Annotated in this window: 22 protein-coding genes; 9 read left to right on the top strand and 13 right to left on the bottom strand. The window is 46.8% G+C overall.

The genetic code is table 11. The features are described 5' to 3' along the window. Positions 1-45 precede the first annotated feature (45 nt). A complete protein-coding gene (locus tag FN124_RS24015) occupies positions 46-1,158 on the top strand; it encodes a glycoside hydrolase family 88/105 protein (RefSeq protein ID WP_142687305.1) in 1,113 nt (370 codons plus the stop codon). Between the two features lie 6 nt (positions 1,159-1,164). On the opposite strand, the gene FN124_RS24010 is transcribed toward FN124_RS24015, so the two are convergent. After that, positions 1,165-1,872 (bottom strand): DUF6320 domain-containing protein, encoded by a 708-nt coding sequence (locus tag FN124_RS24010; RefSeq protein WP_142687304.1) that lies wholly within the window; start codon positions 1,870-1,872, stop codon positions 1,165-1,167. A gap of 4 nt (positions 1,873-1,876) precedes the next feature. Then, positions 1,877-3,154 carry a hypothetical protein gene (locus tag FN124_RS24005; RefSeq protein WP_142687303.1) on the bottom strand — a complete coding sequence of 426 codons (1,278 nt, stop codon included), beginning with the start codon at positions 3,152-3,154 and terminating at the stop codon, positions 1,877-1,879. A 58-nt stretch (positions 3,155-3,212) separates the two neighbouring features. Here FN124_RS24005 and FN124_RS24000 point away from each other — a divergent pair, with 58 nt between their 5' ends. The 4 genes from FN124_RS24000 (at position 3,213) to FN124_RS23985 (ending at position 7,235) form a co-directional block, all read left to right on the top strand. Next, on the top strand, positions 3,213-4,103 hold the full coding sequence (locus tag FN124_RS24000; protein WP_185937346.1) for an alpha/beta hydrolase: 891 nt from the start codon (positions 3,213-3,215) through the stop codon (positions 4,101-4,103). Positions 4,104-4,215: 112 nt separating this feature from the next. Next, on the top strand, positions 4,216-5,481 hold the full coding sequence (locus tag FN124_RS23995; RefSeq protein ID WP_142687301.1) for a cation:dicarboxylate symporter family transporter: 1,266 nt from the start codon (positions 4,216-4,218) through the stop codon (positions 5,479-5,481). 51 nt (positions 5,482-5,532) lie between these two features. Next, positions 5,533-6,051 (top strand): DinB family protein, encoded by a 519-nt coding sequence (locus tag FN124_RS23990; protein ID WP_142687300.1) that lies wholly within the window; start codon positions 5,533-5,535, stop codon positions 6,049-6,051. Positions 6,052-6,095: 44 nt separating this feature from the next. Further along, positions 6,096-7,235 (top strand): TlpA disulfide reductase family protein, encoded by a 1,140-nt coding sequence (locus FN124_RS23985; RefSeq protein WP_142687299.1) that lies wholly within the window; start codon positions 6,096-6,098, stop codon positions 7,233-7,235. A 123-nt stretch (positions 7,236-7,358) separates the two neighbouring features. Here the strand turns inward: FN124_RS23985 and FN124_RS23980 are convergent, their stop codons facing one another. The 3 genes from FN124_RS23980 to FN124_RS23970 all read right to left on the bottom strand — a co-directional run bounded on the left by FN124_RS23980 (position 7,359) and on the right by FN124_RS23970 (position 13,231). Beyond that, a complete protein-coding gene (locus tag FN124_RS23980) occupies positions 7,359-10,496 on the bottom strand; it encodes an AsmA family protein (RefSeq protein ID WP_142687298.1) in 3,138 nt (1,045 codons plus the stop codon). A 199-nt stretch (positions 10,497-10,695) separates the two neighbouring features. Then, positions 10,696-12,036, bottom strand: coding sequence for an ankyrin repeat domain-containing protein (locus tag FN124_RS23975; protein WP_142687297.1), 1,341 nt, complete (start codon positions 12,034-12,036; stop codon positions 10,696-10,698). Positions 12,037-12,040: 4 nt separating this feature from the next. Beyond that, positions 12,041-13,231: an ankyrin repeat domain-containing protein gene (locus tag FN124_RS23970; protein WP_142687296.1), complete on the bottom strand. Its 1,191-nt coding sequence runs from the start codon at positions 13,229-13,231 to the stop codon at positions 12,041-12,043. Between the two features lie 377 nt (positions 13,232-13,608). On the opposite strand from FN124_RS23970, the gene FN124_RS23965 reads away from it, so the two are divergent. Then, on the top strand, positions 13,609-14,379 hold the full coding sequence (locus tag FN124_RS23965) for a peptidase associated/transthyretin-like domain-containing protein (RefSeq protein WP_142687295.1): 771 nt from the start codon (positions 13,609-13,611) through the stop codon (positions 14,377-14,379). A gap of 67 nt (positions 14,380-14,446) precedes the next feature. Here FN124_RS23965 and FN124_RS23960 read toward each other — a convergent pair whose 3' ends face one another. Beyond that, on the bottom strand, positions 14,447-16,732 hold the full coding sequence (locus FN124_RS23960; protein WP_142687294.1) for a glycosyl hydrolase family 95 catalytic domain-containing protein: 2,286 nt from the start codon (positions 16,730-16,732) through the stop codon (positions 14,447-14,449). A gap of 276 nt (positions 16,733-17,008) precedes the next feature. Here FN124_RS23960 and FN124_RS23955 point away from each other — a divergent pair, with 276 nt between their 5' ends. Continuing rightward, entirely contained in the window at positions 17,009-17,224 is a 216-nt protein-coding gene (locus tag FN124_RS23955) for a peptide-N-glycosidase F-related protein (RefSeq protein ID WP_142687293.1), read from the top strand. A gap of 151 nt (positions 17,225-17,375) precedes the next feature. On the opposite strand, the gene FN124_RS23950 is transcribed toward FN124_RS23955, so the two are convergent. Next, positions 17,376-17,801: an acyl-CoA thioesterase gene (locus tag FN124_RS23950; RefSeq protein WP_142687292.1), complete on the bottom strand. Its 426-nt coding sequence runs from the start codon at positions 17,799-17,801 to the stop codon at positions 17,376-17,378. Between the two features lie 84 nt (positions 17,802-17,885). On the opposite strand from FN124_RS23950, the gene FN124_RS23945 reads away from it, so the two are divergent. Continuing rightward, the gene (locus FN124_RS23945) at positions 17,886-19,148 is read left to right on the top strand and encodes a hypothetical protein (protein WP_142687291.1); all 1,263 of its coding nucleotides are present in this window, start codon (positions 17,886-17,888) and stop codon (positions 19,146-19,148) included. Between the two features lie 5 nt (positions 19,149-19,153). Here FN124_RS23945 and FN124_RS23940 read toward each other — a convergent pair whose 3' ends face one another. From FN124_RS23940 to FN124_RS23925, 4 genes are read right to left on the bottom strand one after another with little or no spacing between them, the layout of a single operon-like run. Beyond that, positions 19,154-20,089 (bottom strand): hypothetical protein, encoded by a 936-nt coding sequence (locus FN124_RS23940; protein WP_142687290.1) that lies wholly within the window; start codon positions 20,087-20,089, stop codon positions 19,154-19,156. Between the two features lie 36 nt (positions 20,090-20,125). Then, a complete protein-coding gene (locus FN124_RS23935; RefSeq protein ID WP_142687289.1) occupies positions 20,126-20,647 on the bottom strand; it encodes an SRPBCC family protein in 522 nt (173 codons plus the stop codon). 19 nt (positions 20,648-20,666) lie between these two features. Further along, the gene (locus tag FN124_RS23930; protein WP_209858346.1) at positions 20,667-21,134 is read right to left on the bottom strand and encodes an SRPBCC family protein; all 468 of its coding nucleotides are present in this window, start codon (positions 21,132-21,134) and stop codon (positions 20,667-20,669) included. 30 nt (positions 21,135-21,164) lie between these two features. Further along, positions 21,165-21,479, bottom strand: coding sequence for an ArsR/SmtB family transcription factor (locus tag FN124_RS23925; protein ID WP_142687288.1), 315 nt, complete (start codon positions 21,477-21,479; stop codon positions 21,165-21,167). A gap of 354 nt (positions 21,480-21,833) precedes the next feature. Between FN124_RS23925 and FN124_RS23920 the strand changes: the two genes are divergently transcribed. After that, the gene (locus FN124_RS23920; protein WP_142687287.1) at positions 21,834-22,031 is read left to right on the top strand and encodes an ORF6N domain-containing protein; all 198 of its coding nucleotides are present in this window, start codon (positions 21,834-21,836) and stop codon (positions 22,029-22,031) included. A 334-nt stretch (positions 22,032-22,365) separates the two neighbouring features. Here FN124_RS23920 and FN124_RS23910 read toward each other — a convergent pair whose 3' ends face one another. After that, positions 22,366-23,028, bottom strand: a complete 663-nt coding sequence (locus FN124_RS23910; RefSeq protein WP_142687286.1) for a hypothetical protein — start codon at positions 23,026-23,028, stop codon at positions 22,366-22,368. A gap of 78 nt (positions 23,029-23,106) precedes the next feature. After that, a complete protein-coding gene (locus tag FN124_RS23905) occupies positions 23,107-23,382 on the bottom strand; it encodes a methyltransferase domain-containing protein (RefSeq protein ID WP_142687285.1) in 276 nt (91 codons plus the stop codon). Positions 23,383-23,513 lie beyond the last annotated feature (131 nt).

The raw sequence follows: 23,513 nt of genomic DNA, 5'->3' as shown, positions 1-23,513 counted from the left end.
CAGTTATATTAACCCGTTCTGTAGTACTGAAAAACATCACCACGTATGAAAAGCCTGTTGTTTACTTTATGCTTTATCAGCCAGATCGCCCTGGCACAGAAAGTTCCTGCAAAGAAAACCGTGCTCGCGGCCATGCGCCTCACCAATCAATACTTTATGCAGAAATGGCCTGATCCGGGTAAACCAACTTTTACGAATAAAGAACGCCCCTCCAATTTATGGACACGCGCCGTTTATTACGAAGGACTGATGGCGCTGTATGGCATCGACAAACAGGCGCCTTATTACCAATACGCCACCGCCTGGGGCGATAATCATCAGTGGGGGCTTTGGGGTGGCACACAGGTGAGGAACGCGGATAATCAATGCTGCGGACAAACATACATCGACCTGTACCTCATCGATAAAAAAGAAGAACGCATACGGGATATCAAAGCAGCTGTTGATAATATGAAGGCCTCAGATAAAGTGGACGACTGGTGGTGGATAGATGCGCTGCAGATGGCGATGCCGGTATACGCCCGCCTGGGAGTGATTTATAAGGATACCAGCTATTTTAACCGGATGTATACCATGTATGCCTATACGAAATATAATCATGGGGATCATGGACTGTATAACCCTGCTGATCATCTGTGGTGGAGAGACAAGGATTTTGATCCGCCATATACCTCACCCAATGGGGAAGACTGCTACTGGAGCAGGGGGAACGGATGGGTAGTGGCCGCACTGGTACGCACCCTGGAACAGCTGCCGGCCAGCGATCCGCATTACAATGAATACCTGCAGGATTACCGCGATATGCTGAAGGCCCTGCTTCCCTTACAACGGCCGGATGGCTGCTGGAATGTAAGTTTACATGATGCCAACGAATACGGCGGTATGGAACTTACCGGCACCTCGCTGTTTGTCTACGGAATGGCCTGGGGAATCAACCACAAGCTGATCAGCCGGGAAACCTACCTGCCGGTAGTAATAAAAGCATGGAATGCCCTGGTGAAAAATTGTATTGCTCCGGATGGACGCTTAGGCTACGTGCAGGGCACTGGTAAAGAGCCTAAAGACGGACAACCCGTTACGTTTGACAAAGTGCCCGATTTTGAGGACTATGGCCTGGGCTGCTTCCTACTGGCAGGCAGCGAAGTATATCGCTTGTAGAGGTGGTTACCTGTGGAAAGTTTTTTCCAGGCTTCTGCCTTTCTTTAACCGGAAATGGAGAAATAACAGCGCAATAGCAATCAGCAACACGCATAAACAAACAACAATACTCCATTCCAGGTGAAGCTTTTGTGTATGGTAAAAGGAAAGTATCGCCTCTATGGCCACGCATTGCAATGCACTGCCAATAAATACATAGGCAATGAGATTAACGCCGCCGGTAGGGGAGAGCCGGATAACAGCAAGAAGAGCGGCCACAATAAGACTGGCCGTCAAAAGAACGGGAATGGCGATCTTAAATGACCAGTCCAGCCCGCCGGTAAACGTATCCAGTAATAAAAGCAACACACCCGATGTGATAAATCCTCCCAGCATGCCTGCAACATTATTACCAGGCAGGAATGCAAAAAACAGGGCATAGGAGAGAATAACCAGGCATACGGCTACAGGGTATTCTGACCATGAAATTGTTTTATTGACAATAAAATTGATGAGCAGGGCTGCCATGATGGATGAGATCAACACGAGGAATACAATTTCCCATACCAGCTTCTTTTGTTGCCGGTTTAGCGCCGCAGGAGCAGTGGCCGGCACAGTCCCGTTATGGGGAACAGGATCCGGTACAACCTTGCCTGTATTGGCGGTATCGCCGCACAACGGGCAGGTTTGCATATCATCTTCCAGTATTACACCACAATTACTGCAGTATTTCATACGCTCATGAATTTATTATTTTAACCGTAATTTCATGATGGGCCATAAACGCCAGGAAATGCCTTTCCAGTTCTTTCGATGTAGTGATATTACCAAAACTTAAAACGAGGTTATCACCAAAGCCGGCAACGCCGCAATTTACTTTCAACACCTTGTTGGGCGGAGGAGGAATAAATATAAACTGCTCAATAAGTTGATTGGCCGCTGTTCCCAGGTCTATTTTTCCAAGGTTGGTTACCACTCCGCTGTATTGTTTGGTGCCAACCAGGTACAGCCTGGAAAGAAAAAGCGACTTCAGGATTAACGGGATATTCCTTACAATGGCATTGCGCTCCCCTCCAACGTTGCGGGAGATCATTTTATTGATCAGCTTTTGATCGGTTTCCAGCTGCATCTGGTGATATACCGTTTTAACGATTTCCTCAAAAGTGTAATGACCCAGCCGCAGGTCAATTTGCGGAAGTACATACAGCGAAAAATTTCTCATGGAACGCGTAGGATACAGCTTACGCAGGTTCAGCGGCACTTCAATCCGGAGGATCTTCCGGTTGATATTCTTTTTTAACCTGGGCTGATATTCATGAATATGCTGGAGCGTGTACAGATATACAGCAGTAAGATACACGGTGATGCTTACTCCCAGCAGCTTCGCTTTTTTTGAAAGCTCAGCTATGGGAATAATAGCGGTAAGTACACTGAACCTGGGTTTGTTTTTCAGGGAGAAAGGCACATGAAAAGCCCCGGGCGTTTTAATATGCGGGGCATCAATCTTTTTAAAATACCTGCTATATGCATCTTCATATTCTTCAGCCGATGGTTTACTGTCCGGATCATAAAACTCCGGTTTACCGGCAAGCGGAATGCAACATTTTTCAAAATATACCAGCAATAATGTTTTCAGAAATTCAAACGCGCCGGTGCCATCTGTAAGGATATGCGAAAACTCTACGCTTATCCGGTTATCTTTTACCAGTATACGGAACATCAGCTCCCCCTTTTTGAAGGCGCGGCAGGGCGTTTGTAAATCGGCATCTATGGGGATGGAGTCTGGCAGCTGTTCCAGGTAATACCAGAAAAAGCCGGCTTTAAGGGTTACTTTGTAATAAGGGAACCTGTTTTCAATGTCCCTAACGGCTTCAAGCATGGCTTTTGCCCTTATCCTGTCTTTTAATACAACAGATATCCGGAAAACAGAGGTAAGCTCTTTATCCTTGATAGCCGGATAAATTTTTGCTGCATTATCCAGGCGAAGCCAGAAGTCGTTTTTCTGAATACCAGGCATGCCTTATGTATTGTAAATATTATGCCAGCGCACCGCTGTCATGTTTAAAACAGATCATTTGCCAAGTATACACAGCAGATTATTTACGCTTTTCCTCCGCCTGATCGGTAAGAAACACTTTTTGAAAACGCTGCTGGCAGCGGGAAAGCAGAATTTTTACAGCAGCCCGGAACCCACCGCCAAAGTCTATAAATACTGCAGGGTAGATAAGCGACAGCTGGGCGGACAACAGGTTTTTACCCTGCAACCAAAAAAACATAAAAGCTCCCGGCACATATTGTACCTGCACGGAGGGGCTTATGTGCAGAGCTTTACTTCCCATCATTGGTCATTTATGGCAGAATTGGTTAATGCCACAAACTGTACAATTTCGGCCCCGGATTACCCACTGGCTCCCGCATTTACTTTTGAAGATTCATTTCGTATGATACTGGCGCTTTATAAAGAATTACTTGAAAATGTGGCGAAGGAAGACCTGGTGATAATGGGGGATTCTTCAGGCGGCGGACTGGCACTGGCTTTCTGCCAGTTACTGGCGAATGAGCAGCTGCCGCAACCCGGACAGCTGATACTGCTTTCACCCTGGCTGGATATAAGTCTTACTAACCCTGAAATTCAGCAGATCGCTATGGAAGACCCTTTCATGGGACTGGAAGGACTTTTACAGGCAGGCAGGCTTTACGCCGGCAATGCGCCGCTGGATCATTACCTGCTGAGCCCCATTTATGGCTCATTCCAAGGATTGGAGAACATTGCCGTTTTTGTGGGAAGCAGGGAGATCCTGGTAGCCGATGCCCGTAAACTGAAAACAATGATAGCTGGTGAAATATCACAATTCATTTATGTGGAGTATCCGGGCATGGTCCACGACTGGATGCTGATTAACCTCCCCGAATCCAGGCAGGCAAGGCAACAGATCATATCCATTATTGAAACCGGTAAATTGTAACGGGAAACGATACATTAACATATAATAAAATCGTCTGCATACAGTAATAAACGGTGAAAATTTCGTTACTTGAAGGGAAATTCAATCAAACGGATATTAACCAGACAAACCTATGCAGGAAGATATAGCATCGTATAAGGCGGAAACAGCGGTAAGCAGGAGTTTATATATCAGGATCATAACCAATCTCACTTTTTGGGTGCTCATAGCCATTATCGCCGGCGTATGGTTGGGCAGCGCTGCTCCGGCAACCGGTGTGAAGATGGAAATTATAGGAAAGACGTTTATTGATATTATCAAGTTGTTTATTGCGCCGATCATCTTCCTCACCATTGTTTTGGGGATCAGCGGGATGGATGATCTGAAAAAAGTAGGACGCATCGGTGTTAAATCCCTTCTTTATTTCGAAGTAGTATCTACCATTTCACTGGCTGCAGGCGTGCTGATGGCTTTGCTGATCCGGCCAGGGAAAATAGATAAGTCGTCACTTCAAATAGAAAACGCCTCCAGGTATACTTCCGGTGCAAAGGAGTTCGACTGGCTATCCTTTTTCATGAGTAACCTTACACTTCAGGTACTGGTGGCCGCCATTATTACCGGTGTGTTGTTAAATTACTCAAAGCACCGCCTGGTGGTGATCGGATGGCTAGGTCAGCTGTCTAAAATTGTTTTCAAGGCATTGAAGTATGTAATGTACCTCGCCCCGCTGGGGGCTTTCGGGGGAATGGCCTATACCGTTGGCAAATTTGGTTTACATACGCTGGTGCCACTGGCCAAATTGATGGGAACCGTGTACCTGACCATGGCCATTTTTGTTTTCCTGGTACTGGGCAGCATCCTGAAGTATTATAAAATGAGCATCGTGAGGTTTCTCAGGTATATCAGGGAAGAACTGTTACTGGTATTGGGCACTTCTTCTTCTGAATCTGCGCTGCCTTCCATTATGATGAAACTGGAAAAAATGGGTTGCAGCAAATCCGTGGTAGGACTGGTTATTCCGACAGGATATTCCTTTAACCTGGATGGGACCTCCATTTATTTGTCGATGTCCGTTATTTTTATTGCACAGCTGTATGATGTGCACCTCAGCATAGGAGAGATCCTGACCATCATCGGGATACTGATGGTTACCTCGAAAGGCGCCGCAGGTGTTACAGGCAGCGGTTTTATCGTACTGGCGTCCACGTTAACAGCCGTGCACAAGATCCCGGTGGAAGGACTTGCATTTTTACTGGGAGTAGATAAATTTATGAGCGAAGCCCGCGCCATTACCAATATCATTGGCAATGGGGTGGCCACCATCGTTATTGCCAAAAGCGAAAAAGAATTTCATCCCCCGGTAGAAAAACCGGTGGAATATACAGAAGAAACTTATTAGGCACTTCCTTTCTGTTATTATCATTAATTTTATGGAAGAAATAAGATTGCAATGAAAAGGACTGAATGGTTCAACAGAACATTTCCCGTAATTGAAGATAACGGCACCCTGCCAACGATCATTGAAAGGCTTAGCGGAACCCCCGCCCGCATGGAGGAGATCATCGCTCATATACCACCAGACCTGTTGGTGATAAAACCCGGCGGGAAGTGGAGCATTAAGGAAGAAGCCGGGCATTTGTCGGATATGGAGCCGCTATGGCTGGGCCGCCTGGAAGATCTTATCAACGGCGCTGCCGAATTAAGGGTGGCCGATCTTACAAACCGCAGAACCCATGATGCCAATCATAATGAAACACCCGCCGGCCAGCTGCTGCATCAGTTCAGGGAACAACGGCAACAACTGGTGAACAGGCTATGGAGCCTGGAAGATGCACAACTGGAACAATCGGCACTGCATCCGCGACTGAAAACGCCTATGCGGATCGTTGACCTGGCTTACTTCGTGGCAGAGCACGACGATCATCATATGGCCGGTATCCGCCAGATCCTCCGGGAACACAGCCGCTAGTGAATAACTAACGGTCATCTATAAACGTAAATGATTAAGATTCCATGCGCACCTTATTAGTACTGCTTACCTGTTTGTATTCTTTCCCTATCATGGCCCAGCATCCTTTTGAACTGGATGGAAAGGCAGACGCCCTGCACAATGGCGATAAAATATATCTTGTTTACCAGGTGGAAGACCAGCAGAAAACAGATTCTGCGATGGTGGAATCCGGGCATTTTGTATTTAAAGGTACACTGGAATACCCTGTTATGGGAGCCTTATATCTTAATAAGAATCCCTATGTACAACGATTGGCGCCAGGAGAGCAAATGGATTATGTAAGGCTATATCTGGAACCAACTGTCTTTAAAGTAATATCTGCCGATTCACTGAAGAACAGCGTTGTGAAAGGATCGCCGGTAAATGACCAGCAGGCGGAGCTTCGCGCAATGTTAAAAGAGAATGATGAAAAATTTCTTGCCTTGCGGAAAGAGTACGAAGCGATGCCGGATGAACAGAAGAAAGACAAGAGCATATTTAACACTTTGGTTGAACGCGAGAACCAGCTCATGAAAGAATCATTCGGGATCCACCTGGAGTTTGCCAGGAAGCATCCCACATCTTATCTCAGCGTGATCAGTCTTGTGCACATAGCCGCACAACCAGGCATGGCCCAAGCAGCTGGGCAGGCTTATGAACATCTTGCACCTGGTTTAAAAAACACGCTCCTCGGAAAACGTATCCCGGTAATGCTCAGCGCACGTGCCAATACGGAAACAGGTAAACTGGCGCCGGATTTTACACAATATGCGCCCGATGGTAAAGCAGTGAAACTTTCTTCATTCCGGGGCAAATATGTGTTGCTTGATTTCTGGGCCAGCTGGTGCGGTCCATGCCGGCAGGAAAACCCCAACGTGCTGAAAGCCTACAACGAATACAAAAGCAAAGGCTTTACCGTATTAGGTGTATCGCTCGATATGCCGGGCCAGAAGAACGCCTGGCTGAAAGCAATAGAAAAAGACCAGCTCACATGGCCACAGGTATCGGACCTGAAAGGATGGGATAACGCGGTGGCACAACAATACGGGATCCGTTCCATTCCCGCTAATTTCCTCATCGATCCCACTGGTAAGATCATTGCACAGAACCTCCGGGAAGATCATCTGCAGAAGGAACTGGCCCGCATCTTCAAAGAAAATTAAAGACGGTTAATTGAACAGCTACTGTCCGGAAGTGTTATCGCCTTGCTAACGGTGAGCGTCCAGGCCATCCGGGCTGCTATGACTGATCCTGTTAAAAGCCTGCGCTCATAGCATCCTTATTTCTCAATTGCCTGTTTCATCGGGGTCCGCTGTTTCTTCGAGATTATCTTTTTCGTTGCCTTTCCGCAGTTGCACTTTGGGGTTGCTTTGTGTACCGGTAACGTTGAAGGGTATACCCAATATGCCAAGCGGCGGTAACCCCAGGCGGCCTTTCAGGTTCAGTTTCCCGTCGAGGCTTACCTGGCCTTCAAAGCGTGGCCGGAAACCGGCTACGCGCATTTTTGTTCTGGCAATGGTGATGATATTATTTTTGATGGCCGATTTTATTTCTATTTTAGAAAGATCCGGATCTTTCATCCCGTCTTTACCCGTGGAGCTACCTACTGCGTTGAACAGTTTAAAGCCTTTCATCTTTATTTTCTTTACAGACAATACGCCTTCTCCTTTCAGCGAAGGATATACAGGATGCATGTTTTCATCCAGTTTGCCGCTCAGCTGGTAATCGAGCCCCACAATGCCGCTGGCGCTGGCTGCAGAAGACGCGATGTCGTGGAAGATCTTTATTTCATTGTAAGCGCGTTTGATATCAAATTCTTTCGCGCTGATGTGATAATCGAATGTTGCTTTCCGGGGATCAATGCTGGCATACGTGGCTTCCATGGCTACCGGTGCGCCTATGATGGAAAAGCCCGTCTGATTCAGGCGTACTTTGCTGCTGTCTATATTCAGCTGCCCGTGGAAGCTGTCGATGGCAATGCCCTGGAAGCTTATTTTATTTACCGTCGCATTCAGTGCCAGCGCCAGGTTACCGGGCACCATTACAACACCGGAAGGCGTAGCGCCGGGCTTGCCGGTATTGGTTTTTATATCGCCGTTCACCATCAGCTCATCCACCAGGATGTAGTTACTTTTCAGATCAAATGTACCATGCAGGAGTTGATCTTTCAGCGTGGCATAACCGATCACGTTACTGAGAAAACCGTTTAATACAATAGTGGATTTACCATAGCTGGCATTGAACTGGTCGAACCACATTTTATCCTGGTCGAAACGGAACACGCCGTTTTTGATCTGAAACGGCAGCGGGAATTGTTCTGCTGTTAAAACAATGTTCTTTACTATTAAGGAGCCTTTGTTGTTGAGCTTATTGTACCTGCCGGCGGAGGCATCGCTTTGGGTGCCTCGCAGCGAGAGGTTGGTTTTAATAAAGCCTTGAACGCCGTATCCCTGTATGGCAAACACTTTATATATCCTGCCGAGATCGATGACACCGTTGGAGGTAATGTTATAACGGAGATCATCAAAATTGGTAAGATCTGCTTTCAGGGTAAAAGGCTGACCTTCAAACTCAAAGGCCACAGGCTTCAGATCTACCTGTAACGAACGCATGGTACCGGTGGTATTGGTAATAACAGCATCCACATTTATTTTCTGAATAGGTTGGGGATAATATTTCGTTTGTACGCTACCGTTATCCATTTTCACTTTGGCGGTAGTAACGGGGAACAGCCTTTTTGCAGGCACATAGCTGCCTTTGGCAGTGATGTCTATACCCAGATCACCGGAAACATCCAGGCTGTCCATTTTATAGAACTGCCTGATATCCCCCAGGTGAAGGATAGAGGTGAGCTGTGCATCTACCACGGGCGCCTGGGCATTCTGAAGCCGGAAAAAGCCCTTAATATAGTTACTCAGCATATCTGCATTAATGTCTGCAATATTCAGCTGCGTATGTGCGTAATCGTTATCCGGGCAACCCGCATCGATATTAAAGCGGATATTATGAAGCGCCTGGGGCATGGAGGCAAATTTAAAGTACCCATCCCGCAGGGCGGCGGTCAGTTTAAATGCCGGGATGCTGCTGATCACAGTATCGACTTGTTTTCGCAGGCCGCGGTATACAACGCCTTTGGCGTATCTGCCATCTGCCTGCAGATGGGCCTGCAGCCTGCCTTTTATCTCGAATGCTTTCCCGCCGGTGGCCTTGTTCCATTTCTCCAGGTCGATGTCGGTATTCAGCTTTATATGAATATCCGGCGTGGCAAGCCCCTGTACACGGATCACTGAGCTGAAATAATCTTTATCAATATTAAAGAAGATAGAATCCACATTGATATAAAGGCTATCCAGGTTCAGTTGTGGCAGCTTCGACTGGAAATTGAGAAAGAGGTTTTTAACAGGAGCAGGGGCTTTGGCATTGGTAATGATGCCGTCCCTTATCTTCATATTAAAGGTTACATCGGGCATGATATTGGTTTCCGCAATGTATTGCCCGATAAGGCTGGCGTTTACATCTGCCGTTCCCTGTATGTCTGTTTTATCCAGCCAGCCCACATATTCCGCGGGGAGCGCGCTGAAAATGGCATGCAGGCCTGATTCCATAGAGCTTAGGCGGAAGTCCATCCGGTAGCCGTTTTTCAGGAACCCGAAAGAACCGTTCAGCCGCACCGGCAGCTCATTCAGCTTGAGGTCATTCTTCTCAAAAATAAAATCGAGCGAGTTGGTGTTGATCTTCGTGATCAGCTCCCCGTTCAATGGCTTCGACAGGATATATGAAGTGCCTCCGTAGCTAAGGTCAAATGCGTGTATACGTATCCGTGAGTGCAGGTCGAACTGTGCTTTGCTCAGGTCGCCTTTGCCGGTATAGTTCACATCTTTTGCCTGGATGTACATGGGTAGCGACTGATCGTCGTAAATGATATTACAGCTCTCCAGCTGTATGCGGGCAATCTTCAGGGAGGCGCTGCCGCTGTCGGCCTGGCTGGAAGCCGTGGCCGGGGCGGATTTGTACACATTATAATTCGGATGCCCGGCTGCGTCTACCAGTACATGTATATTTCCGCGGGTCAGGTAAATTTCATCGATGTTGATGGTGCTGGAAAAAATACTGGCCAGGTTCACCCCCAAGGCTACTTCGTTGGCGGCTATCAGCGTATCCTGCTGGAAAGGAGCGGCTCCTTTCAGGCTGAAATCATAAAGCGTCAGCGTCAGTGAAGGGAAATGGTTAAAGAACGATAACCGTGCACGGGAGAAATTCAGATCGCCGGTAATACTGTTATTGGTCCACGACTTTATTTTATTGGATATGGCCGTTGGAAAAAGAATAGGAAGTAAAAAAAGCAAAAGAAAGATAGCAGCCACTGATATTGAAAAAATCTTCAATGTTTTTACAGCTGTTCTTTTTACGATAGCATTACGCATAGTATTCCGGAGATATGGGGAGGTTATCGCCCGGCACGTATCATCATCCTGCTGTCCTGTGCGAGGAATAAAAATAGCTGCCCAACAACCCCTTATGGTTACGGGCTAAAGATAGGCTTTTTTTATGAGCCCGCTTAAAAAGTGCCGCCAACAGGAAGGATAGCCTGCGGGCGGCACTTTTATTATACCCTTGATGCTGTCAGCCTTTCAGGATCTTTGCTTTTTCTTCATCAAATTCCGCAGCGGAAAGGATGCCGGCATCCAGCAGCTCTTTCAGGTCAAGCAGGGCTTGTTTCTTATCCGCCATGCTTTTCCCGGCGGGAGCTTCAGCCGGAGCCGCAGTAACGGGCGCCGCTTTTGCCTGTGGTGAATTGTAACTGAGCAGCAGCGCGGCAATTTCGTTATACCCTTTGATAGAGGCATAGTCGATAGCCTTTTGCTCTTTGGTATTAACGATGGATACATCTGCCTTTTGTTCCAGCAGGTATTTAACAATATCTTTTTTACCGTTAGATGCGGCGTAATGTAGTGCAGTATTCCCGGATTCATCCTGGATATTTACATTGGCCCCGCGTTCCAGCAACAGTTTCACCATGCTGAGATGCCCGTTTTTAGCGGCTACATGCAGCAGGCTTTCCCCACCGTAGCTGTAGGTGTGATTGAGATTGAAGGCACTGTCCATAGAAAGACTGGCAGCGCTTTCCACCCAATCCAGGTAACTGTTCATACTGGCGGTATCTGCGGAAAGCGGCTGGCTGAAATTAACATCAATGCCTTTATCCAGGAAAAGGCTCACGATCTCTTTCTGGTTATTGGCGCAGGCATACCAAATAGGGGAGAGCCCGTTCCTGGACGTGGTCAGCACGTCGGCTCCATGTTGTACAAGGAGGTTGGTGAGTGCCCGGTTGGTGTCATAGCAGGCAATCAGCAGGGCGGATTCTCCCGCGTGATTGGTATGATTTACGTTGGCATTGTTTTCAAGGAGGCAAGTGGCCATGGTAGGGTTTTTGGCCCGTACTGCTATGATGAGGGGGCTGTCGCCGCCTTTGTTGGTGGTGTTTACATCTGCACCGTGATCAATGAGCGTTTGCACTATCTCTCTATTGCGCCATGCAGCGGCAATGAGCAAAGGGGTTTCGCCCTGGTTGTTCTCCAGGTCTACCGCAACGCCTTTCTTCAGCAGTTTATCTACCAGTTCCTTCTGACCGGTTTTAGCGGTAAGGTGCAACAGGCTGTTGCCCTGGAGATCATTAATATCTGTGCGTGCGCCTTTTTCCAGCAGGAACAGGGCGGTTTGTTTTTGTTTTTGCAGGCAGGAAAAATAAAAGGGTGTTTCGCCGTTATGGTCTTCGTAGTCCAGGTCGGCGCCGGCTTCCAGCAGCAACTTCACCAGGTCTTGGTAGCCGTGGTGTGCAGCGTAATGCAGGGCCGTTCTTCCTTTCTCGTCGGTATAGGCTACATCAACCTCGTTATTGGCCAGTAAAATTTCTGCTATTTTACGTTTGCCGCTTTCACAGGCAATAATAAAAGACATGGACATGGTACTACGCTTTATGTTTTAACAGTAACTCTACAGTTTTTGATTTGAGGTTATCGGTGCTGGCAAGGTCAATGGGCCGCTGATCCAGATCGTTGGTGATATTTACATCTGCGCCCTGTTCTATCAGCAGTTTAACCTTGCGGTAAAGCTGCCGCGCCGCTTCCTGTTCATAGTTAACGTTGTAGGCGCATACTTTATGCAGCAGGGTATTGCCTTCATTATCGCGGCGGTCTATCTCTATTACACCGGTTTCCAGTACCCCCTGTAACATCTCCGCGGGCTGCTCGGCTAACCAGTCGATGGCTGCTTTGTCTTTGGCATAATAAGGAGAGGTCTGGTAAATATCGGCCCCGTCGCGGATCAATGCCTTTATAAGCGCTACGTCCGCTGTGGAGGCGCTGCGGCGCATACGCATGGCGCCGCAAAAAACAGTTTCGCCGTTTTTGTTGGCAATGTCAAAGTCAACTGGTGCATGGGCTGCCAGTTTTTCATACCGCTCCACATTGCATACCTGGTGCACAATAGCGGCGTAGAAAGGGGTTTCGCCGTCTTTCCCCGGCTGGTTTAGGTCAGCACCATGCTGCAGCAGCAGGTCAATATATTTCTGCTTATTGGTGGCAATGGCAAGATGCAGCGGTGTTTCTTTCACAATATTACCGGCATTGGGGTCCAGTCCTTCCCCGATCAGATATTCCAGGTAAACAACACCGGTGTCTTCTTTGATCGCGTATTCCTGGATGATCTTATACAGGTAATTTTCTTCGTAATTGGTTTTATAATTCACATCGCAGCCAGCTGCTACCAGTATTTTAATATGCTCAATGGGAGCGGAGTTATTAAAGGCAATATTCAGCAATGTTTTATCCTGAACGGCATCGTTGATATTATCCAGTTTCCCGGCAAAAGCGGCAAGGAAATCCAGGTCGGCCGGCCCTGTGCCCAGGTACCTGAACAAACTCGGGAAGATGGTATTGTCGAATTTTTCGTATTCGTAAGTATCTGTTTCTATGAAACCATCTTTTACCAGGGCATTTATCAGCTCAAATGCTTTGGCCCTGATCAGCGTATCATAAATTTGGCTTTTTTCGTAAGACTGAAGATCTTTTGGTACTTTTTCACCCTGATCCATTAATTCTTTTGCTGCCGGAAGGTTGCCTCTTTTCAGCGCGTCGGTTAGTGGGTTTGCTTCGTACATAAGCCTGGTTTATAAATTTTTCGGGTCCGTTGGGTCAATTTTCCTGCCAAATATACGATAGGATGGTTAACAGCAAAATCTTCTTTATAATTTAAATGCTGCAGCCGCAGATTAATAAAAAACAGGAACTTCATCATGATAAGCCGGTGGCAGAGGTGATACCAACGGTGACGGATATACTTTTTTCATTTTATCTCCGGGTGATCTGTCGGTGTTTTTTTATTATCTGCCATTTAATTATTATAGATGATCGGTGAAACATGCCTGTAACGGGGGGCTTGGGAACAATCCGGCACAGGCATTTTAAAACATAGAAAATTGTTAATATTTAAGTTATGCTTGCTTATGTTTTCATCCTGTCTTAGATTGAGATGGAAATGAGCAAATTTTTACAAAGGATATTTATATTGATAGTACTGATCTCGCTACGCCTGGTATCTACCGGGCAGGTGCGGGTTCATGGCACGGTATACGACCGCACGGCCCGTTTCGGGATGGCGGGGGTAAGCGTGAAGAGCAATTCCGGCGCTGGCGCCGTTACCGATTCCGCCGGCAAATACAGTATTATATTGCCTCTTTCCGATTCTATCAGTTTTTCCTACCAGGGTAAAGCCACCCAGAAATTTGCTGTAAAGGAGATCAATACTAATCGCACTTTCGATATGAGCCTGCATGTGGATATTCATTCCTTAAAGCAGGTGGAAGTAACTGCTACGCTTCCGCGCAGCTATTCTGAGGATTCCGCAGCGTTCCGTAATGAGTATCGCAAGGTGTTTGATTATTCGCCGGACTATCTTACCAGCGGGGGCAATAGCATGGGCGCCGGAGTTAACCTGGATGCGCTTTTTAGCCTGAAGAAGATCAAGCGGATGGAGAATTTCCGCCGTTTCCTGGAAAGGGAAGAGCAAGAGAAATACATTGATCACCGCTTTAACAGGATGCTGGTACAAAAGATCACGGGGCTGCAGCCACCTGCGCTGGACGCTTTTATGAAGCAGTACCGGCCCAGCTACGGACTGTTGCTGAGCTTTGAAACCGACTATCTCTATTATAAATATATCAAAGACTGCGGTAAATATTTTTTAGAGAGATGGGAACTGGAACATCCCGTTAAGAATGGGCGCCGGGATAATATCCTTTTCCAGTAAAGTTTGCCGGGACAGATATATTATCTGCCCCGGTGGTTATTTTATACTATAACCGTTCCCGGTATTTTTACTCATATCCGTTTTTCAGCACCAGCACCGCCCCGGGAGCAGCGCTGAGTGAAAGGAATCCATCTTCCGTATTGTGTATTTCAAATCCTTTATTACTGGCGGCGAAGAAAGTTTTAAACGGCAGCTTTAAGCGGGTTTTTCCACCTTTCTCCGCCACTATTTTTACTTCATCCACCTGGCTGCCTTCTTTCCTGGCGCTTACCAGGAAAGCGCCTTCTGCGCGCAGTTTTTCAAATGATACATTATTCCAGGCGGCAGGTATGGCCGGCATGATCTCAATAAAGCCCGCATAGCTTTGCAGCAGCATTTCCTGTAATCCTGCAGCAAAGGCAAAGTTGCCCTCCAGTGTGAAAGGCCGGTACTGGAATTTCGACAGGCCGGATTTAGTTTGATCGCCGTTCAGGTGAAAACTGTTCACAGAACAGAATGCGCGGGCAAATATCTGCAGGTCTTTTGCTGCGCCATCACTGTTTTTCGCCCTTGCTTTGAGATTAGCCATCCAGGCATAGGAATAGCCGCACCAGTAATCAGGTCCTATGCTGTCGGTCAGGTGTATGGTGTTGCTGATAATGGCTTGTGCACGAGGGCCGTCTTCCCATTTGATAAGCCCCAGCGGGTGAATGGCCATCATGTGTGAAAAGTGGCGGTGCGACTGGTTATAGGCCATACTCGGAGCAAACATCAGCTCGTTTCGGGGAGAGAGCGAAAAGTCATCGAATTCTGCCAGTATCTTTTGCCAGTGGGCCGATTCTTTGCTTAAACCTAATTCAGTGGCCAGTTCTGCAGCTTTGCTGAAAGTGAACTTCATCAGGGCCAGGTCGTAGTTGGTGTTTTGAGGGAACCATGCCTCCAGGCGGTTATCATTTATTTCAGGGCTGGAGCTGATGGGCAGTTTACGGTGGGCACGGGCATCTTTTACGGTGATGCTTTCCAGGAAGGAGGCTGCGCCTTTTATCCAGGGGTAGGCCTTTTCTTTCAGGAATTGCCTGTCCATGCTATAACGCCATTGCAGGTAATAGTGCTGGGCCAGCCACGACGATACCGTAGGGGAAAGTGAGTACTGGATCCATCCGCCCATTTCTGTGCCATCGAGGGTAGTAACGCCTGGCACGGCAATGCCTCCTGCGCCGAAATACATTTTCGTATAGCGTTGGTAGTTAGCTTTGTTGGCTTCAAGATGATTGATATAGCCCATGGCTTCGTCGAGATGATTGCCGCTGTAAGAGGGCCAGTAACTGAGTTGGGTGTTAAGATCATGGTGGTAGTCGCCTTTCCAGGGCGCAATGCGGCCGTTATCGGCCGTCCATACCGCCTGCAATGAAATGGGGGGTGCATTTTTCCTGGCGGCAGCGCCAAACTTATATTGCTCAAGGTACCATTGCTTTTCGATCAGCGTATCCGGAACATGAATGGCCGATTGGGCCCAGAACTTTTGCCACCAGCTGCTGTGCGCCAGCAGCTCCCGGTTAAAATCGCTGGCAGCAGCTTTGGCGGTCATCTTTGCAGCAGGCTCGTTCATTGGCTTGCCGGGATATTGGGAGGAAATACTCCATACGCCTTCTACAGTGGTTTTATTTATCTTCTTCCAGCGCACATTGATCTCATAGGTAAATCCGCCCCATCCTTCCTGCCGGTAAGTAATGCTGTTGCCGTTCTGCACAATGCTGCCCTGTTTGTAGCCCAGCCGGGAGAGGTCGTCCCCGCCCACAGGATCGCCGGAGTTTTTTACAGTGCCCTGGTATTGTGGCGCCAGCAGCTGCGGCACAAAATGATCGTCCACGTTTTCAAAACGGAACCAGCCTGCGGGCTTTACAGCATCTACAAAGGTTTTGAGACGGGTGCCACCGGCCCAGGTAACCTCACATAAGGCGTTGGAAAGGGTAAGATGAACTGATTGTACGGCGCCCCAGTTCCTGGTATCAAATTCCAGCGCGCCGCCGGGAATCTTTGATGGCGCTGCTTCCCGGTCGTAGGGGGCATCAAAATATTCCTGTACAGGCTTGTAATCTTTTTTATGCACCTGGTCTGTCACCCATCGATAACTGAACTCTTTACGGTGCAAGCCCTTCATCGGCCGCATGTCCCAGAGGTCGGCCCTGTCCAGCGAAATTCTCAGGTGATCTTCTTTCTGCCATACAAGCGCACCAAGTAAACCATTGCCAAGTGGAATAGCCTCATCCCAGCGGGTAGCAAGGTGGTTGAATTGCAGGTCGTGTTGATACGATTGCCCGGTGCTGTTCAATGCCAGCAGGGAAAGCGACAGCGCCGCAATAAGTTTGTTCATCAGTTCTGTTTAGTAATGAATATAGCAGTAACAATTTACCTTAAAAAGGTAACACTTTATAGCATGTTGAGAAACCCAACAATGCTTTTGTGGCAGATCATAATTATTTCCTGAAAACGTAATGCAATTTTCGCAACTCCTGTTGTTTTTTTCTCCCGGTTCAATATTGCAGTCACCCCATCCGGATAAGGCTGGTATGTACATGAAATCTACAAACCTCAGCACCTGAACCCTGATGGTACAGACCCCGACAAGAACATTGGTTTCCTGGTGAATATGCAGTTGATTGTTGATAACGATGCGAAACAGGATGACCCCTTCTGGCAGCCGGTAATATCACAGGGTGTGATCAGTAATACGTCCATGCCAAAGAATACACTGGATACCACTTTTGAGTTGGAGGAAGATGCAAAGAACGTAAGGCTGCAGCTTACTACTACCGGCCATGGTGCAGCATGGCCCAGCGGAGAAGAGTACACCAGCACGAATTAAAGATAGAAATACCCGATCTCAGCGCCAACGGGGAATATCGTTTAAAAGGATACCTTCTTTATAACTAGGGCAACGAAGTATATAGAATAAAAAAGTGCCGGGTCTTTATACAGTTAAAAATTGCATGAAGACCCGGCACTTTTTATTTAGTTTATGCATCTGCACCATCAAGCACCGGTGCACCGGCCACTTTCTCCACAACGGCTGGCGGCAAATAAGGACGGCCACCAGTAGCAGGCACGCAGGTGCCGGTGAACACCGCTTTCGTCATTACTTTTCCGTTCAGTATAATAGATTGTTTGAAGTGCAACTGCGGCCCGCCAGACGGGTCTGCAAATAAGTTACAGGTAACGGTAAAGCGGTCTCCTTTTCTCAGGGACCTCAAAAACTGGATCTTATAACCCGATAACACCATGTGAACACCATTCCTGGCCTGCTCTTCAAAATCAAATCCCAGTATTTCCCTGATATAATCGTGACGGCAATACTCCATATAGAATGGGTAATACAGGCCGTCCATAATATCCTGGGCATCGATATGTTCTTCTTTTGCGACGTATTCCTTTGTGTATTCCATTATCTCTTTAAATTTAATTATTTCGGATCGCTGTTGCCCGCCCAAAATAGTATTAAATTGTGAATCATAAATGAATACAGCATCTTGAAATTGAAATTCCTGATAATAATTGGATTGTTAACCGCTATCACCAGCACGGCCCGTGCACAGGCCGATAAATGGACCGGTATATGGAAAGCATCCCTTCGCCCATGGGGAGTGGGAACGCCCATCAATATGCAGCTGCATATTGGCGAAGCCCGACAGGGCGTGTTATATCCTGCGGTGATCACATTGGAGTACGGGAAGTTTACCGGCATTTATGAACTGCTGCTGGCAAAGAAAAACGATAAGCAGCTGGGTATAGGGCGTAATAAGTTTCCGTTGAAAGAAACACCTTTTAAGCTCGGTATCTGGATGTGGTATCTTAACGGCACCATGGATTACAACCATGATACGATTGCCCTGAGCCGCATGTGGATCAATAAAGCCAGCTTCTGGATGCGCGGGCTGGATGAAGGCGATGAAATTTATGAACAATCGAAAGTAGCGTTGCGCAACTTTTTGTACAACGGGAATTTCAAACTAACGAAAAGCAGGAACAAGCCTTTGCCGGATTCAAGTATACAAAGGATCATGTACCCTGAAACCAGCCAGATCTATTTTGGTATTTACGACAGCATTGTATCAAAAGACAGCGAAATTCCACTGGAGATCGACGACCAGGAGAAGTATGATGAAGATACCATCACCCTCCTGCACAACGGGAATACTATTTTTGCAAGAGAGCAGATCAACGATCATAACCGGCGCCTGAAAGCCAGGCTGGATACCGGCCGGAATTACTTTGTGCTGTTTGCCGATAACTATGGTGGTCTTCCTCCCAATACAGGCCGTATCCGTACTACCATTAACGGCAGGCCTTACGGTTTTGATTTCAGCGACCGCTCCAATGCCTGGGCCACTTTCCTGGTGGCAAACATTTATCACACAACTATTAATAACAGGGTAGATACTATCACCAGTAATGTGATCAAAAGAACCGCGGTGCCGGTGGCCACCATACCAGTGCGCACGGCAGATATTATACTGGAGCTGAAAGATACCCGGATCCAGGACGGCGACAGTATTTCCCTTCGCCTGAACGGGCAGTGGGTTGTTACCGGTTTCCCTGTAAAAAAAGCGGTGCAGCAGATTGCCATCAAATTACAACCGGGTGAAAATATTTTATTGTTTACCGCTGACAATCTGGGATCCATTCCACCCAACACCGCGGAGCTGCGGATCAGGTTTGGAAAAGAATCGAGAACACTGAATCTCAGCACCGATATGAAAAGAAATAATGAGATCCGCCTGGTGCTGGAGTAAATGAACTACGCATTAAAAAGTTTCATCAGCAGGCTTAACCCTATGCCTGAAATAAAGCAGCGTTCCTTGTTATTCCCCAGCAGTTGTTGTGTCCAGTCGACCAGCCCCCCGTCTGCAATTTCTATTTCATGTTCTCCTGCCTGTATTACCGCTTTGAACTGTATGCCTTTGTAGTAATTGTTTTCCGCCGGCGTTTCATCAGCAATAATTTTATACGGGAGATGAGCAGAAAGATAATCCATTAATGACTGCATCAATGCGCGGCCGTTGGAGTAACCGTTGCGGGGCTGTATTTTAAAGTAAATAATTTTTATGCCGAAGAGCGTATGCAGCAGCGTGTAAATGTGCTGCAACTGTTCTGTGCAGGTGCTCAGCTCAAATTCAAAATTGCCTGTATCCCTTCCTGCTGCCGCCATACAGGCAATTTTGAAATGCGGCGTATAGCCTTTGCCGGGAGGAAGCTGCATAGCCCTAACATGGCTGTGAACCGTGCAGTAGCGTAATAGTTCTCCTGCGCCTATGCCTTGCTGTTTCATATCAGCGATGTGAAGTGCCAGTGAATTGGTGGCATCCGCCAGCACTTCTGTATGCCGTACCGCAGTGATTATTTTCTTCTGGTTAACGGTGCCCACTGCCGCGCAACTGCCAAACTGCGCTACCGGTGATAGTTCTACTGGCTCATACTGCTGCTGTCTTAAGAACCGGAGCAGCTGTAATTCCTTTTCCAGCATTTCGATCATATCGGTATCTGCAGGCTGTACGTAAATATTCTGCCGGTATTGTTGCAGCAGGGCAGCTGCGTGCAGGTCTTCCGATTTCCGCTGGTACACTTCCAGCAGCAGCGATGATAACTCAGAACTGCTGAGTTGTTTGCGCAGCACTTCCACCAAATCTGGGATGCCTGTTTTCCTGGCTGTTTTTTTTGAAATGAAGTCCTCCATATATGACAACAGGTATTGATTGAATAACAATCAAATCTACGCCATATCTGCATATAATGCCGCCAATCTGGTGTGAGTGCTCCAGAAAGGAGGAGGGGTAACGCCTTCGAGATTGGCGATTAAAATGTCAAGATGTGTATGCCAGCCACCGCCCACGCTGCTGCGGGTTTTTGTATCATCGGCCAGTTTGCGGTGAGTGAGTGTCAGTAATACCCTGTCTTCTTTCTCCGTTAATTCCATAGTTACCTCCGATCCTCCTTCCCAGGTAAACGACAGCAGGCGGGGAGGGTCCACTTTCAGGATGGTGCCGGTGAAATGATGGCCATCTTTCATGTCGCGGTATTTCTCCGGGATATTATCAGGAAGGGGACTGAGTTGCTGGTGCATAAAATGCAGATGAACCTTGCCTCCTTCAAAGAGCTCCATATCGCCGCTCGCCAGCCATTTGCCGCGTTTTTCGGACTCTGTAAGATAGGCCCATACCCTGTCAACAGGGCCTGGCAAATTGCGTTCAAAACGAATGGTGCCGGGGGAGAGGATCTGTCCTGTTTTTTCCATGTTTTTTGGTTTTAAATATTTAGTGGGAAGCCACGCCTTTGGGAAATTTATCTGCAATGAGGTTAAGGTCGATATTGTGTTCCAGGTAGGCTTTCAGGCCATCAAGAACAGTGGTGAACCCGCCGGTATTGTTATTGATTTCACGCAGCAGCTCATCGCCGGTCTTGTCGAAGCCATAGTTGTTAATTACCACATAAGTGGAGTTGTCATCTACCGCCTGGAAATTGAAATCGATCGTAGTGGCAGGATCTCCCCAGGTAACGGTTATCTTTTTGTCCGGCACGATTTCCTTTACATTTACTTTTGCAAAAGCCTGGTACATTTCCCATTCCCAGGTAACTGTTTTTCCAACAGCCAGTTTATCGCTGCCTTTGGTAAACCAGAAGTGCCGGGTGATTTCAGGATCAATAAAAGCGTTAAATACAGTTGCAACCGGTTTGCGTATCAGCATTTGGGCATTTACCCAGGGTGTTTCATTGCTTGCCATCGTATAAAATTTTATAGTTAATAAACAACGTTATTCTTCTTCGTTCAATAGTTGTTCCAAAGTATCCAGGCGGTCTGTCCAGAAACGGCGGTACTGTTCCGCCCATTGCGCTACCTCTTCCAACGCTTTGAAACTTGCCGTACAATGCCGTTCCCGGCCTTGTTTTACGATGATCACCAGCCCGCATTCCGTAAGGATACGCATATGCTTTGATATGGCCGGCTGGCTCATGCTAAAGTTTTCCGCCACCGTGTTGAGGGTAAGGGTCTGCTGCGCCAGCAAGCCAATGATGGCGCGCCTGGTAGGGTCTGCGATCGCCTGGAACACATCTCTTCTTGCTTTCATTCTGCTATGATTGTGATACTAAACCATTTGGTTTAGTAAAAGTATGTATAACCGTTTGGTTTAGCAAATATTTTTTTGGGGAGGGGGAAGAGTAAAGGCAATAACTTGATACCTGATGAGATATTATTCTGCTTTTTGAAATGAGTATTTCTCCCGGGAATAATGGTGTATAAGTTTGCCGATGTATCGGGAATTAAGTGTCAGCGCTAAAAAAACGCAATCACGAATATAACGTTGGGGAGCTTCAATGTGTATGAATTAATGGATTACTGAACGAAGTGTAAATGCAATATGATCTTAGACATAAAGCATTTGACGGTGAATTATATTTTTAATTGATAACCTATTATGTAAATGGAAAAATCAAAACAATCACTGATTGTTCCGGAGGAAAAAATCATAAAACGAATAGTAATGCTAAGAGATGAGAAGGTTATACTGGATCTGCATCTTGCAGAGCTATACGGTGTAGAAACGAGCGCCTTAAAACAGGCAGTAAGGCGTAATATGGAACGCTTCCCTGAAGATTTTATGTTCGGGTTGACTGCATAGAAGCTGAGGCTGTATCATAACTAACTTAATAGGTGTGAGAATCGCATATACGAAAATTTCCTCCACCCGGTACCCGAGTAAAATCGGGTAAAAGTTATTTATGATACAGCCTCACAAGAAGTATTTTGGTGGCGCAAAGCCTTTTGCTTTTACTGAAACAGGGGTAGCTATGTTATCTAGTGTGTTGAAAAGTGATGTGGCAGTAGAAATGTCTTTATATCATTACGCAAATTATCTGTTAATTATAATGAGGTAATGAAGGTATTAGAAGAAATGCGGGAGCAGTATGATAAAACCACTCCCTCACTCCCCCTCAATTTAATAGTGTTTATTATTATTGGATGAATCCTAATGTACGCCCGGCTGCTGCCCGCTCCCCGGTTTTCTCCGCTGCCTTCTCTGAAATATGATCCTCGTCAAACGCTATCCGCCCCAAACCTTCATTAATAAATACGCCGGTTCCGCCCTTGCTGTTATCAACATTAATAATTCCAACCCGCACATTTTTCAGGTTGGCTCCTTCTTTGGTACCGGTAAAGATCAGCGCAAATATAGCAGAGTGTGTACCATTTACTGATTTCACTTTACCATATACGGTGAAGTTATTGCCTGAGCCGGAAATAGCGGTGGTAATGCTGGTATCGGCATAGCTCACAAAATTTTTTCCGGTAAGCTTTATGCTGAAATCACTGGCGCTCTGCGCTGAAAAAGTAACGGTAGCATTACTGAAATAAGTTCCGGGTACATCATTCGGAACATTACTGGTATCCAGTTTATTGGGCGCTATGCTGTAAGTTCCTTCTACATTGGGAGGAGTTACACCCTGGTGAACATCCAGTCCAAGTATCTTTAAAGTGTCCAGGTATTTCTGCGGAATAATGTCCGCTATTTTCTTTGTAAGGATCTCCTCGTTGCTGGGGCCTTTGACTTTATCGTCTTTACTACAGGCAAACAAAACAATGGAAATGAGAAAGCTGATGGGTAGTATATGTTTCATAATTAAGATGATGGTTCCAGGTGCAAAAGTATTGCACACGCCATAAGATTAAAATACCTGGAAACAGGTATTTTAATCTTATGGTAATAATGGCTTTGCTATAATACAGAACGCGGCAGAAGCACTGAACTTTCCAAACGATGCCCTGTGCAACAGAACATATATTTTATTACGTTGTACGGCCATCCTGATCATGGAGGCCGACTGGTCAACGCACATTATGCTTCCGGTACTTAACTTACCGGCTATTAACTCCGCCAATAGGCCGGCGCCACATCCGATTCCCAGTAATACAGATGCGGGTTTGGGAGCAATGATATCAGCTGCCCAGGTGAACCGTTCATTTCTTTCCATCTCTTTTTTTTGAAGATGCAGATGTGAATTTACTGATAAATATGACTGAAGCTAACCCTAAGGTTAGTGGTAACCTTTAGCATAGTCCGGTTAAAGCAAATGGAAAGATGGATAGTTTTGCATCATCATCT

It is taken from the genome of Chitinophaga polysaccharea, assembly GCF_902150045.1.
Taxonomy (GTDB): domain Bacteria; phylum Bacteroidota; class Bacteroidia; order Chitinophagales; family Chitinophagaceae; genus Chitinophaga; species Chitinophaga polysaccharea_A.
Note: the sequence above shows the minus strand (reverse complement) of the source record. Positions and strands in the feature narration are given on the sequence as shown.